14 protein-coding genes are annotated in these 12,849 nt (G+C 70.9%); 4 read left to right on the top strand and 10 right to left on the bottom strand.

The genetic code is table 11. The features are described from left to right. Positions 1-59: 59 nt before the first annotated feature. Positions 60-812: an MBL fold metallo-hydrolase gene (locus IE265_RS31975; protein WP_190039249.1), complete on the bottom strand. Its 753-nt coding sequence runs from the start codon at positions 810-812 to the stop codon at positions 60-62. A 187-nt stretch (positions 813-999) separates the two neighbouring features. Here IE265_RS31975 and IE265_RS31970 point away from each other — a divergent pair, with 187 nt between their 5' ends. Beyond that, a complete protein-coding gene (locus IE265_RS31970; RefSeq protein ID WP_190039248.1) occupies positions 1,000-1,449 on the top strand; it encodes a type II toxin-antitoxin system PemK/MazF family toxin in 450 nt (149 codons plus the stop codon). A 31-nt stretch (positions 1,450-1,480) separates the two neighbouring features. On the opposite strand, the gene IE265_RS31965 is transcribed toward IE265_RS31970, so the two are convergent. From IE265_RS31965 to clpS, 7 genes are all read right to left on the bottom strand, one after another. Then, complete coding sequence (locus IE265_RS31965) at positions 1,481-2,431, bottom strand: PLP-dependent cysteine synthase family protein (protein ID WP_190039247.1); 951 nt, start codon at positions 2,429-2,431, stop codon at positions 1,481-1,483. Positions 2,432-2,448: 17 nt separating this feature from the next. Further along, a complete protein-coding gene (locus IE265_RS31960; RefSeq protein ID WP_190039246.1) occupies positions 2,449-2,727 on the bottom strand; it encodes a MoaD/ThiS family protein in 279 nt (92 codons plus the stop codon). A 124-nt stretch (positions 2,728-2,851) separates the two neighbouring features. After that, positions 2,852-2,953, bottom strand: a complete 102-nt coding sequence (locus IE265_RS39400; protein ID WP_359310061.1) for a putative leader peptide — start codon at positions 2,951-2,953, stop codon at positions 2,852-2,854. A 230-nt stretch (positions 2,954-3,183) separates the two neighbouring features. After that, the gene (locus IE265_RS31955; protein ID WP_190039245.1) at positions 3,184-3,606 is read right to left on the bottom strand and encodes a M67 family metallopeptidase; all 423 of its coding nucleotides are present in this window, start codon (positions 3,604-3,606) and stop codon (positions 3,184-3,186) included. 109 nt (positions 3,607-3,715) lie between these two features. Continuing rightward, entirely contained in the window at positions 3,716-5,167 is a 1,452-nt protein-coding gene (locus tag IE265_RS31950; protein WP_190039244.1) for an amino acid permease, read from the bottom strand. A gap of 312 nt (positions 5,168-5,479) precedes the next feature. Next, positions 5,480-6,085: a DUF2017 domain-containing protein gene (locus IE265_RS31945; protein ID WP_190039243.1), complete on the bottom strand. Its 606-nt coding sequence runs from the start codon at positions 6,083-6,085 to the stop codon at positions 5,480-5,482. 89 nt (positions 6,086-6,174) lie between these two features. Further along, positions 6,175-6,492 (bottom strand): ATP-dependent Clp protease adapter ClpS, encoded by a 318-nt coding sequence (clpS, locus tag IE265_RS31940; protein WP_190039242.1) that lies wholly within the window; start codon positions 6,490-6,492, stop codon positions 6,175-6,177. An 81-nt stretch (positions 6,493-6,573) separates the two neighbouring features. On the opposite strand from clpS, the gene IE265_RS31935 reads away from it, so the two are divergent. Next, on the top strand, positions 6,574-7,902 hold the full coding sequence (locus tag IE265_RS31935; protein ID WP_190039241.1) for a nicotinate phosphoribosyltransferase: 1,329 nt from the start codon (positions 6,574-6,576) through the stop codon (positions 7,900-7,902). Between the two features lie 253 nt (positions 7,903-8,155). Continuing rightward, a complete protein-coding gene (locus tag IE265_RS31930) occupies positions 8,156-8,740 on the top strand; it encodes an isochorismatase family protein (RefSeq protein WP_190039240.1) in 585 nt (194 codons plus the stop codon). Between the two features lie 438 nt (positions 8,741-9,178). On the opposite strand, the gene IE265_RS31925 is transcribed toward IE265_RS31930, so the two are convergent. Together IE265_RS31925 and IE265_RS31920 are read right to left on the bottom strand one after the other, a co-directional pair. Next, the gene (locus IE265_RS31925) at positions 9,179-9,511 is read right to left on the bottom strand and encodes a hypothetical protein (protein ID WP_190039239.1); all 333 of its coding nucleotides are present in this window, start codon (positions 9,509-9,511) and stop codon (positions 9,179-9,181) included. A gap of 122 nt (positions 9,512-9,633) precedes the next feature. Beyond that, positions 9,634-11,982 (bottom strand): immune inhibitor A domain-containing protein, encoded by a 2,349-nt coding sequence (locus IE265_RS31920; RefSeq protein WP_190039238.1) that lies wholly within the window; start codon positions 11,980-11,982, stop codon positions 9,634-9,636. A gap of 478 nt (positions 11,983-12,460) precedes the next feature. Between IE265_RS31920 and IE265_RS31915 the strand changes: the two genes are divergently transcribed. After that, entirely contained in the window at positions 12,461-12,757 is a 297-nt protein-coding gene (locus IE265_RS31915; protein WP_190039237.1) for a hypothetical protein, read from the top strand. Positions 12,758-12,849 lie beyond the last annotated feature (92 nt).

Raw genomic sequence — 12,849 nt, 5'->3', positions numbered from 1 at the left:
GGCATGAAGAGGCCCCCCGGATCGACTCCGGGGGGCCTCGTCGTGTCGTGGTGCGCGCCTCAGATCTCGTACGAGGTCCTCGGCGCCGCCAGCTCGACCGGGCCGCCGAACACCTCGCGGGCGTCGGACAGGTTCGCCTCGGGGTCCGTCCACGGCGGGATGTGGGTGAGGACGAGGCGGCGGGCACCGGCCCGGGCCGCCGTCTCACCCGCCTCACGGCCGTTGAGGTGCAGGTCCGGGATGCTCTCCTTGCCGTGGGTGAACGCGGCCTCGCAGAGGAACAGGTCGGTGTCCCGGGCGAGTTCGTCGAGCGCGTCGCACACGCCGGTGTCGCCGGAGTACGTCAGCGACCGCCCTCCGTGCTCGACGCGGATGCCGTACGCCTCCACCGGGTGGCTCACCTTCTCGGTGTGCACGGAGAACGGACCGATCTCGAAGGAGCCCGGCTTGACCGTGTGGAAGTCGAAGACCTCGCTCATGGAGGAGGCCGAGGGGGTGTCCGCGTACGCGGTGGTCAGTCGCTGCTCCGTGCCCTCGGGTCCGTAGACCGGGATCGGGTCGCAGCGGCCGCCGTCGTGCCGGTAGTAGCGCGCGACGAAGTACGCGCACATGTCGATGCAGTGGTCGGCGTGCAGATGGCTGAGGAAGATCGCGTCAAGGTCGTAGAGACCGCAGTGGCGCTGCAGCTCGCCGAGGGCACCATTGCCCATGTCGAGAAGCAGCCGGAAGCCGTCGGCCTCGACGAGGTAGCTCGAGCAGGCCGATTCCGCGGACGGGAACGACCCCGAGCAGCCGACGACGGTGAGCTTCATAAAGCAGAAACCTCCGCTGGCGGGGTGTGGAGACGGGGGTCGTGCGGTCCGTCGAGCGTAAGGCGCGAAAGGTCGGGTCGCTCCTCCGTCGCGGGCCGTTGTGGGAGAACTCACCTGCGGTGTCACCGGTTCGGGGGCCCCGGGGGCGGACAAGCGTGCGCACGGGCGCCCCGGTACCGTCGTACGCATGGACAGGTCGTGGTGGCTCGTGATCGCGGCCGTGGTGCTGCTCGCCGTCGTCGCGGCGCTCGTCGACGGATGGGGGCGGCGCCACCCCTCCGGTCGGCGCAGACCGCCGGGCCTTCCCACCGGGCCCCGCCGCGGCACGCGGCCCCGGCCCGCCGAGATCTGGTGGGCGACCGTGCCCTTCGAGGAGGGGCCTGGGGGCAAGGACCGCCCGTGCCTCGTCCTGGCCGTGGGCCGGCGTACCGCCCTCGTCGCCAAGATCACCAGCAAGTACCACGACGAGCGGGCCGGGGTGATCGCGCTGCCGTCCGGCAGCGTGGGCGACGCCCACGGGCGGACCAGCTACCTGGAGAGCGGCGAGCTGCGGGACGTGCGGCTGGGCGACTTCCGCAGGAGGGTGGGCACCGTGGACCCGTCGGTGTGGGACCGGGTGCGGCACCTGGCGGGGTAGGGCCCTCCCCCGCCGGCCCGCGCTCCGGGCGCTACGCCCAGAGCTGGCCCTGCAGGGTCTCGATGGCCTCTTCGGTGGTGGCCGCCGTGTAGACCCCGGTGGAGAGGTACTTCCAGCCCCCGTCGGCCACGACGAAGACGATGTCCGCGCTCTCGCCCGCAGCGACGGCCTTGCGGCCCACACCGATCGCGGCGTGCAGGGCGGCGCCCGTCGAGACCCCGGCGAAGATGCCCTCCTGCTGGAGCAGCTCGCGCGTGCGGGTCACGGCGTCGGCCGAGCCGACGGAGAAGCGCGTGGTCAGCACCGACGCGTCGTACAGCTCGGGCACGAAGCCCTCGTCCAGGTTGCGCAGCCCGTAGACGAGGTCGTCGTAGCGCGGCTCGGCGGCGACGATCCTGACGTCCGGCTTCTGCTCCCGCAGGAAGCGGCCCACGCCCATCAGCGTGCCCGTCGTGCCGAGACCCGCCACGAAGTGCGTGATCGACGGCAGGTCGGCGAGGATCTCCGGGCCGGTCGTCGCGTAGTGCGCGCCCGCGTTGTCGGGGTTGCCGTACTGGTAGAGCATCACCCAGTCGGGATGCTCGGCGGCCAGTTCCTTGGCCACGCGCACGGCCGTGTTGGAGCCTCCGGCCGCGGGGGACGGGACGATCTCGGCGCCCCACATGGCGAGCAGCTCACGCCGCTCCCGCGAGGTGTTCTCCGGCATGACGCACACCATGCGGTAGCCCTTGAGCCTGGCCGCCATGGCGAGCGAGATGCCGGTGTTGCCGGAGGTCGGTTCGAGGATCGTGCAGCCGGGGGTGAGCCGGCCGTCCTTCTCCGCCTGTTCGATCATGTGGAGCGCGGGCCGGTCCTTGACGGAACCCGTCGGGTTCCGGTCCTCGAGCTTGGCCCAGATCCGTACGTCCGCGGACGGCGAGAGCCGCGGCAGGCGCACCAGAGGGGTGTTGCCCACCGCGGCCAGCGGGGAGTCGTAGCGCATGGGTGATCAGGGCCCGGTCAGCTCATGCCGCCGGCGACGGCCGGCAGGATCGTGACGCTGTCTCCGTCGGCGAGCTTGGTGTTGATGCCGTCGAGGAAGCGGACGTCCTCGTCGTTCAGGTACACGTTGACGAAGCGGCGCAGTTCGCCGCCGTCCACGATGCGGCCCTGGATGCCCGTGTGCCGGGTGTCGAGGTCGGCGAACAGCTCGGCGAGGGTCTCCCCGCCGCCCTGCACGGCCTTCTCGCCGTCGGTGTAGGTGCGGAGGATGGTGGGGATGCGGACCTCGATGGCCATGGTTGCGGGCTCCTGTCGGAAGGAAAGTCAGGTCGGTGACGCGCGGCAGCGCGGGAGTGCAGGGGGTTCGGCGGTTGCGGCCCCGCGTGAGCCGCGGCTCACGGCCGTACGGCGACGGTGGGGGTCAGCGCGTACAGATGGCGCTCTGCAGCCTGCACAGGTCGACGTGCAGCCGCGCCACGAGCAGCATGCCCGGCGTCTTGTCGCTCACGTCGTGGGGAACCATGGGCTCATCGTATCGATTCCCGGTCCGGGTCCTGGAATGTGATCTCGAATGGTGGACGAATTCTGACCGGTATCCGGGATCGCCCGTGGTTCGGCGGCCCCGGGCACCCGCGACCGGCCCCGCCCCACGGCGGCCTCCGGGAGCCCGGCACCCGGGCGGCCCGGGTGCCGGAAGGAGCCGGCACCCCGGCATCCCGGCGTTCCTGGGTTCCGGGCGGCGCGGCCGGCCCGTCAGTACGACTCGACGATCACGACCTCTTCCTCGGTGACCTCGCCGTCCAGGATGCGGAACGAGCGGAACTGGAAGGGGCCCGCGTCGTCGGCGTCCGCGGTGGAGACGAGCACGTAGTGGGCGCCGGGCTCGTTCGCGTAGGTGATGTCGGTACGGGACGGGTAGGCCTCGGTCGCCGTGTGCGAGTGGTAGACGACGACCGGTTCCTCGTCGCGGTCGTCCATCTCGCGGTACAGCTTCAGCAGGTCGCCGGAGTCGAACTCGTAGAACGTGGGCGAGCCCGCGGCGTTGAGCATCGGGATGAACCGCTCGGGGCGGCCCGTGCCCTCCGGGCCCGCGACCACGCCGCACGCCTCGTCGGGGTGGTCCTGGCGCGCGTGCGCGACGATCCGGTCGACGAGGGCCTGTGTGATCGTAAGCATGCCGGTCAGGATACGCAGACGGGCCGCTCCGTACCGAGGCGTGGTACGGAGCGGCCCGCATGCTGGTCCGAAGGCCGTTGCGCCGGGCGCGGCGCGCATGCCGGGAGGGTCAGCCGACCTTGTCGAACTCCTGCGCGCGGCGCGTGGCGACCTCGGGGTTGCGCGCCTTCAGCACGGTCCAGCCGACGGCCAGCGCCGCCGCCCAGCCGGCCATCACGTACAGGCAGACCCGGGAGTCCTCGTCGTACGCGATGAGGCAGGTGACGAACAGCAGGAACACGACCGCGACCCAGCTGAACCGCGCACCGCCGGGCGCGGGGAACGACGAGGCGGGCAGGCGCCCGGCGTCGACCGCGCGGCGGTACAGGATGTGGCTGGCCAGGATCATCAGCCAGGTCCAGATGCCGGCCGCGGTGGCCACCGACATGACGTATCCGAAGGCCTTCTCCGGGACGACGTAGTTCAGGATCACGCCGATGCCCATGAAGAGCATGGAGACGGTGATGCCGAGCGCGGGCGTCTTGGTGGAGGACAGCCTGTTGAAGATCCTCGGCGCCTCTCCGTTGTCGGCCAGGGTGCGCAGCATGCGGCCCGTGGAGTACATGCCGGAGTTGCAGGAGGACAGGGCCGCGGTCAGCACGACGAAGTTCACGATGCCCGCGCCGGCCGGGATGCCGATCTTCGCGAAGGCCGCCACGAAGGGGCTGACCCCGGGCGCGAACTCGGTCCACTTCACGACGCAGAGGATGACCGTCAGGGCGCCGACGTAGAAGAGGGCGATGCGCCAGGGCAGGGTGTTGATCGCCTTGGGGAGGGTCTTCTCCGGGTTCTCGGACTCGCCGGCGGTGACGCCGACGAGTTCGACCGCCAGGTAGGCGAACATCACGCCCTGGAGGGTCATCAGGGACGAGCCGATGCCCTTGGGGAAGAAGCCGTCGAAGGCCCACAGGTTGGAGACGGCGGCGGTGTCGCCCGCGGAGCTGAAGCCGAAGGTCAGCACGCCGAGGCCGATCACGATCATGCCGATGAGGGCGGTGACCTTGACCATCGAGAACCAGAACTCGATCTCGCCGAAGAGCTTCACCGAGATGAGGTTGGCCGCGAAGAGCACGACCAGGAAGACCAGGGCCGTGACCCATTGCGGGATCTGCGGGAACCAGTAGTTGACGTAGATGGCGGCGGCGGTGAGTTCCGCCATGCCGGTGACCACCCACATCAGCCAGTACGTCCAGCCGGTGAAGTAGCCGAAGAACGGGCCGAGGAACTCGCGGGAGTACTCCGCGAAGGAGCCCGAGACGGGGCGGTAGAGCAGCAGCTCGCCGAGCGCCCGCATGATGAAGAAGATGATGACGCCCGCGAGGGCGTACATGAGGATGAGGCTGGGGCCCGCCTTGGCGATGTTCGCCCCGGCCCCCAGGAAGAGACCGACGCCGATGGCGCCGCCGATCGCGATCATCTGGACCTGTCGGCTGCCGAGGCCGCGCTCGTAACCCTCTTCGGGGGCCTCGCTGCCCACGGCCTCATTGCCGTCGTGATTCTTACCGACCCGCACTGAGGTCATGTCTTGTGCGCCTTTCTCCATGCCGGTCCGAGCCGTTCGTCGGCCTCGGATCGGGTCCCGATCCCCCCGGATTGATGGAGCGGGTGCCTGGCCGGCGGTCCGCCGGCTCGGTGGCGCACCCGTCGGGACATGGGTGGTGTCCCGCCGGGCGGTCGTGAAGATCTATCACGGCCGCGCCTTTGATCACCCGGGACACGTGTTGCGCACGCCACAGGAAGAAGGGGACATAAAAGGCCCGGAACTACATAGCTGGCCGCGCCGTTGATGCGATCGTTATCCGGATTTGAGCGTCCGCTGAGCGAACGGAACGCGTCACGGCATCAGCGTCTCGACGAGTGTTTCCTGGAGTCCGCCGAGCCACAGGTACGCCATCACCATCGGCTTGCGCGGGTCCTCGTCGGGCAGTTGGTAGAGGAGGTCGGTGTCCTCCTCGTCGATGACGTCCAGGCGCGCGCCGATCGCCAGCCGCAGGTCGTTGAGGGAGCCGAGCCACTGCCGGGACTCCTCGGCGGTCAGCTTGAGGACCGCGCCCCCCTCCCCCGCGGCGGAGACCGAGTCCAGGGAGCGGACGACCGCGAGCGCGTTCTCACGCTTGCCCGCACGCAGGTCGTTCTCGGTGAAGCGGCGGAACTCCGAGGAGTGCGCGCGCAGTTCCTCGGCCTGCCCGGGCGAGTCCGCCTCGCCGCCGGGGCCGCCGTAGGCGTCGGGGAACAGCCGGTGCAGGACCGGGTCGGAGGGCGGCTCGGTCGGCCCCTCCGCGAAGAGTTCGGCGAGCGGGTCGTCGGAGGCCGCACCGCCCGGCCCGGGCCCGATGAGCTCCAGGAGCTGTACGGCGAGGGAGCGGATGATCGAGATCTCGACCTCGTCGAGGGCGACGGCCGCGCCGCCGCCGGGGAGCGGTTCGAAGTGTCCTGGCATCAGGTTGCGTCGCTACTTCCGGTGCTGCGCGCTGCGGTCGGTTGTCTCCGGCTGCCGCGGTGCCGGCTGTCCCGGCCCCGCGGGTCCGGTCATTTCCGGTCCTGCTGGAGGGTCGCCCACAGGCCGTAGCCGTGCATGGCCTGGACGTCGCGCTCCATCTCCTCGCGACTGCCGCTGGAGACCACGGCCCGGCCCTTGTGGTGGACGTCCATCATCAGCTTGGTGGCCTTGTCCTTCGGATAGCCGAAGTACGTCTGGAAGACGTAGGTCACGTAGCTCATCAGGTTGACCGGGTCGTTGTGGACGATGGTCACCCAGGGGACGTCCGGCTCGGGTACGGCGAAGACCTCCTCCGCCGACTCGGTCTTCTCGATCTCTAGGGGTGCGGGAGCCGTCACACCGCCCATGCTGCCACCACAGACGGGTCTCCGGCCAAACGAGCCCCACAAATCGTCAGAGTGACGAGATTGGGGGTAGCATTCCTTGCCATGAACACTGCGGACCTGGGGCTGCCGGTGGACGTCCCGTCGACGGCTCTCTTCACGGACCACTACGAGCTGACCATGCTGCAGGCCGCCCTCAAGGGCGGTACCGCCGACCGCCGCTCGGTCTTCGAGGCCTTCACCCGACGACTGCCCGAGGGCCGCCGCTACGGCGTGGTCGCCGGCACCGGGCGGGTGCTGGACGCCATCGAGAACTTCCGGTTCGACGACGACGTCCTCGACTTCCTGCGGGCGAACGACGTCGTCGACGGGCCGACCCTGGAGTGGCTGGCCTCCTACCGCTTCAGCGGGGACGTCTGGGGCTACCCGGAGGGCGAGGTGTACTTCCCCGGCTCGCCGGTCCTGCGGGTCGAGGGCTCCTTCGCCGAGTGCGTGCTCCTGGAGACCGTGATCCTCTCCGTCCTCAACCACGACTCGGCGATCGCGGCCGCCGCCTCCCGGATGGCCTCGGCCGCCGGGGAGCGCCCGCTGATCGAGATGGGCGCCCGCCGCACGCACGAGCTGGCCGCGGTGGCCGCGTCCCGGGCGGCGTACATCGGCGGCTTCGCCAGCACCTCGGACCTGGCCGCGGGCTTCCGCTACGGCATCCCGACCGTCGGCACCAGCGCCCACGCCTTCACCCTGCTGCACGACAGCGAGCGGGACGCCTTCGAGGCCCAGGTCGTCTCGCTGGGCCGGGGCACCACGCTGCTGGTCGACACCTACGACGTCGCCGAGGCCGTGCGGCTGGCCGTGGAGGTGGCGGGACCCGAGCTGGGGGCCGTGCGCATCGACTCCGGCGACCTGCTGCTCGTCGCGCACCGGGTGCGCCGGCAGCTCGACGAGCTGGGCGCCACCGGCACCCGGATCGTCGTGACCTCCGACCTCGACGAGTACGCCATCGCCTCGCTGGCCGCGGCGCCCGTGGACGCCTACGGCGTGGGCACCCAGCTCGTGACGGGTTCCGGCCATCCGACCTGTTCGATGGTCTACAAGCTCGTCGCCCGGGCCGAGTCGGCGGACCCGAAGGCTCCGCTGGTACCGGTGGCGAAGAGGTCCACCGGCGGCAAGACGTCCATCGGCGGCCGCAAGTGGGCCGCGCGCCGGGTGGACGGCCAGGGCACCGCCGAGGCCGAGGTGATCGGCACCGGGGCCGTCCCGGCGGACCTCGCCGACCGCCAGTTGCTGGTGGAGCTGGTGAAGGGCGGCCGGGTCGTCGCACGCGAGCCGCTCGACGCCGTACGCGACCGGCACGCCGCGGCCCGTGCCGGCCTGCCCCTGTCGGCCACCCAGCTGTCCCGCGGGGAAGCCGTCATTCCGACCGAGTACGTCTAGCGGGTCCGGCGCCCTCCCCCGCCCGCCCCGGGGGTACGGCTCCGGCCACCCCCTCGTCCGGGCGCGAATGAACGGGGTGGGACGGGGAATGTCCTCTCCCACCCGCCCGTGAGGTCCCGGGGCCCGGTCCCGGCGTGCGTGCCCCGCGGGGGCGCGCACCGGACGCGACCGGTCCACCGCAGAACCGCAGATCACGCACCGCTCCCCGCGGAGCTCTCCGCGGGGAGCCACGCCAAGCCGAAGGACACCGACCATGCGCCGCGCCCTGATCGTCGTAGACGTGCAGAACGACTTCTGCGAGGGAGGCAGCCTCGCCGTGGCCGGAGGCGCCGACGTGGCCGCCGCGATCACGGAGCTGATCGGGCAGGCGCCCGCCGGCTACCGCCATGTCGTGGCGACCCGTGACCACCACATCGCCCCCGGCGGGCACTTCGCCGACAACCCCGACTTCGTCCACTCCTGGCCCGCGCACTGCGTGGCGGGCACCGAGGGGGTGGGCTTCCACCCGAACTTCGCGCCGGTGGTCGCCTCCGGGGCGATCGACGCCGTCTTCGACAAGGGCGCCTACGCGGCCGCGTACAGCGGCTTCGAGGGCGTCGACGAGAACGGCGTCCCGCTGGGCGAATGGCTGCGGGCCCGGGAGATCACCGAGGTCGACGTGGTCGGCATCGCCACCGACCACTGCGTCCGCGCCACCGCCCTGGACGCGGCCCGCGAGGGCTTCCGTACGCAGGTGCTGCTCGACCTGACCGCCGGAGTGGCCGCGGAGACCACCGGGCGGGCCCTGGACGAGCTGCGCGAGGCGGGCGTGGAACTGACCGGCAAGCCGGTCGTCTGACCCCCTGCCCGCCGACACCGGACCGACGGGCAGCCGGGTGCCCTGACTTCCGGGCCGCCGGGGCCGCGGGCCGGATCTCCATGCCTCCGGCGCTGCGGGCCACCAGGTCTCCGGGCTTCCGGGCCGCCGGGCTTCCGGAGCTGCGGATCACCCGGCCTCCGGGCTGCGGGCCCCGGATCTCCGGGCTTCCGGGCCGCCGGGTCTCTGGATCTCCGGGCATGCGGGCCGCCGGGCTTCTGGATCTCCGGGCCGCCGGACCACCCAGCCTCCGGACCTCCGAGGCTGCGGGCCTGCGGGCCCCGGATCTCCGGGCTTCCGGACCGCCGGGCATGCGGGCATGCGGGCCAGCGGGCCAGCGGGCCTCCCGGGCTCCCGGCCCCGCGATCCGAGACCGCGGCCGGCCTGCGGGGGCGCACGCCCGCACCGCCCGCCGCGGCGCTAGAGCCGCTGCGGGGTCGCCGTGCGCCGCATCAGGGCGCGGATCGGATGCCACAGCTCGGCGGCGCAGGCGTCCGCGCCGGGGGCCGTGCGCCATATGAGGCCGTCGGGGTGGTGCAGGACCGCGGTGACCTCGTCCGGTGTCGGGGGCGCCGCGTTGCCGCGCAGGTAGACCGCCCGCAGGCCCAGGTTGCGCAGCCGCGTCAGTGCGCGGGCCCGGTTGTGGGCGTGGACCAGCACGCGCACCGAGCCGCCGCTCGCGCCGGGGCTGGGCAGGTTCAGCGCCACCACCACCGTGCCGTTCGGCAGCTTGCAGAAACCTCCTGCGGCCATGCAGTCACATCCCCGTGAGAACCGGTGTCAATAAGAGAGCCACAGGACGCACCTAAACACGATCGGCCGCAACCCGCCAGAGGGGTTGCGGCCGATCATGTTCTGACCTGCTGAAACGCTACTTACTTCGTCGCGGCGGAGACCTTCACCGAGATCGTCGCACCGTCGCGCATCTCCTTGACGATGGTGATCTTGGTGTTGGTGTCAGTGATCTTGACACCGGCCGTCGGGGCGCTCGGGTCGTAGTAGGTGTTCGTGTGGTCGTTGAAGGTCGGGTTGCCCTTGAGCGACGGGACCTTCGTGAGGACGTCCGCCTTGTGCAGCCGCAGGGCGTCCGTCGGGTACTTGCTGAACGGCGAGTCGTAGGACTGGATGCGCGTGCGCATCAGCGTGCCGTCCGACCACTTCAGCGCCTTCGGGTGGGCGTCGACCGGCAGCAGCAGGCCGGCTCCGGCGTGCTGGCTGACGTTGTTGTCCTTCTGGGAGGTGTCCCACTTCCAGACCAGCAGGCCGTTCTGGTACGGGAAGTGCTCCACCCAGGACGGACGCGTGTTCGCGAAGCCGAAGTTGTACGGACCCGTCTTGAGGGTCTTGTCGTACGACACGTACTGGCGGTTCTCGGCGATGTAGTACTGCGCGTAGTCGTCCGTGATGGACGCGCCGATGCGCGAGAACCCGTTGGCCGTCCAGGCGGCGTCGGCGGTCTCGGCGTTGTCCGAGAACACCGCGGAGCCGTCGGCGGTGACCGTGATCCGGTCCGCCGCGAAGCCCTTCTGCGCCACTCCGCCGTCGGTGGAGTAGCGGAACCGCAGGTCGATCTTCTTGCCCGCGTAGGCGTCGAGCGGGAAGACCAGCGGCTTGTACGCGTCCACCGTGCCGGTCAGCGCGGGCTTGCCGCTGCCGTCGCGCGGGAGCGCGGCACCGTCGACCGTGCCGTCGACCGGCGTCCAGTTGGCGCCGCCGTCGGTCGACACCTCGGTGTAGAGGTAGTCGTAGTCGGCCTCGATGTCGTACCAGCCGTCGAGGGTCAGCGCGGCGGAGGACTTGCCGGTGAGGTCCACGGAACGGGTCAGCGTGTTCCGCAGGTCGTCGCCGCTGCCGCTCCACCACTGGGTCGCGCCCTGGGCCGGGGCGACCACCTCGGTGGTGACCTTCTTCTTCGGCAGCTCCACCACGAGCGCCTGCGCGTTCCTGGTGTTGTACTCCGCGAGGCCCAGCGTGTGGCTGGAGCTCTTCGCCGCCTTGGCCGTGTCGTACTTCAGCCAGCCGAGCTGGAGCTTGTCCCAGGCGGTCATGTCGCCGGGCAGGTCACCGATGCTGTCCTTGCCGGCGCCGAGCCAGGAGCCGGAGGACATCAGGGTCCAGAACCCGGTGGAGTTCTCGGCCGTGTTGGTGGTGTCGTAGTGGTCCGGCAGACCGAGGTCGTGGCCGTACTCGTGCGCGAAGACACCGAGTCCGCCGTTCTCCGGCTGGATGGTGTAGTCGCCGACCCAGATCCCGGAGTCGCCGATGGGCGCGCCGCCGAGCTTGTTGCCCGCGGGGCCCGTCGAGCCGGCGTCCGTGCCGAACGCGTACCAGCGGTGCGCCCAGATGGCGTCCTCGCCCTGGGCACCGCCGCCCGCGGACTCGTCCTCGCCCGCGTGCACGATCTGGAAGTGGTCGATGTAGCCGTCGGGCTCGTTGAAGTTGCCGTCGGCGTCGAAGTCGTAGCGGTCCCACTTGTCGTACGAGGACAGCTCGGCCTTGATGGCGGCGTCGGACTTGCCGGAGGCCTTCTGGTCGGCGACCCAGGCGGTCACACCGTCGGCGACGGCGTTCCACGCGCAGGTGTCGGGGTCGCACTTGTTGGAGCCGTAACGCGCCTCGTTGTAGGGCACCTTGACCCAGTCCGAGACGGCCCCGTCGATGGAGTAGCGGCCCGAGGACTGCTTCTCGTAGTACTTCTTCATCGACTGGACGCGCTTGCCGGTTCCGAAGTAGAGCTCTTCGAAGTGTTCCTTGTTGTAGTCCGCCTGCCAGGCCGTGCTGTTGTCCTGGGCGCGGTCCGGCTTGGCTATCTCGTTGTGCAGCGGTCCGGGGGTGCCGCCGTAGCGGCTGTCCACCTGGTCCCCGAACTCCACGAGGATCGTGAAGATCTGGTCGGTCTTCTCCCGGCCGAGTTCCACGTACTTGTTGTTCTGGAGCTTGACGACCTTGGAGCCGCCACGGCTCTTGACCGTGGCGTCACCGGATATGAGCTGCTTCAGCGCCTCTTCGCGCTGCGCTTCCTGACGTTCGGTCAGGGGGCCCTTGAGGTCGTGCTGCTTCTCGCCGGTCTCCTCGGCGCGAGCCGGGTCCTGCCGGTTCGCCGCCGCCTTCGACCTGTCTCCGCCGTCGGCCTGCGCCACCGCGAAGGTCGAGAAGGTGGCGGCCGCCGCGGCGAGCGCGACACCCACCGCCGCTGCTCTGAACGTCCATGGTCTGCTGGTCACTTGATGCAGTCCTCCCCCGCGCCCGGGCGCGCGGATGGAGGGGTGTCCAGGATCTGGATTCCGCGCGCGCTCTATGCGCGTCACAAGTGACGCCATTCGACCGGAGTTGAAGGAGAAAAGACAGACCTTGACTTGAACAGGTCAAGAGGCTATGCACCGCCCACCGTACGCGGCTCACCGCTGTCCGTTCACCCCCGGCGGTCGCGCGGGCGGTCGGCCCCGCGCTCGGCGGGCGCGTTCGAGCGGCCGGTCGGCCGGCGGCATGACTCCGTGCGCCCCCTGTGCACCGGCACCGTGGGTTAGGTCACGCTTACTGCTCGTTCCACTCGGGCAGACAGCCCAATAGAGTCGTTTGGCGGCGCGCCGGGTCTCCGGTGGTTCGCCAAGCGGACACCGTTGTCGCTCCCCTGATTCCCATCCATCCTCCCCCGTCGCGAGAGGTACGGGGGGAGACCCCCACCCCGAGGACGGAATAGCCATGCCTCGTCCGACCGCCGCACAGCTCGCCTACGGTTCCTTCACCGTGATCTTCTCCACGCTCGCCATGTTGCTGCTGTCACAGACGAGTTCCGGACCGGGAGTCGTGGTGATCGCGCTCGCGGCCCTCGTGCTCGGCCTCCTCGTGGCCGTGACGGTTCCCGCACCCAAACCCACCGCGTCCCGCGCCTCGGCCGTCGCGGCCGCGTCGCCCCGCCTCGCGGAGCGGCGTGTACCGGCACAGCGCGAGACCGTCGCCGTCGCCGGAGCGTCCGAGCCGGTCCGCGAACGCGCCTGACCCGGACCGCGCAGGGCCACGGGGCCGGCCGGCCCCCGGGCGTCCTCCGCGCCCCGCACCAACCGCGGACGTGAGCGGGCGGGTCCCCGATC

The organism is Streptomyces fructofermentans (assembly GCF_014651055.1).
In the GTDB taxonomy this organism is placed as follows: Bacteria; Actinomycetota; Actinomycetes; order Streptomycetales; family Streptomycetaceae; genus Streptomyces; species Streptomyces fructofermentans.
Note: the sequence above shows the minus strand (reverse complement) of the source record. Positions and strands in the feature narration are given on the sequence as shown.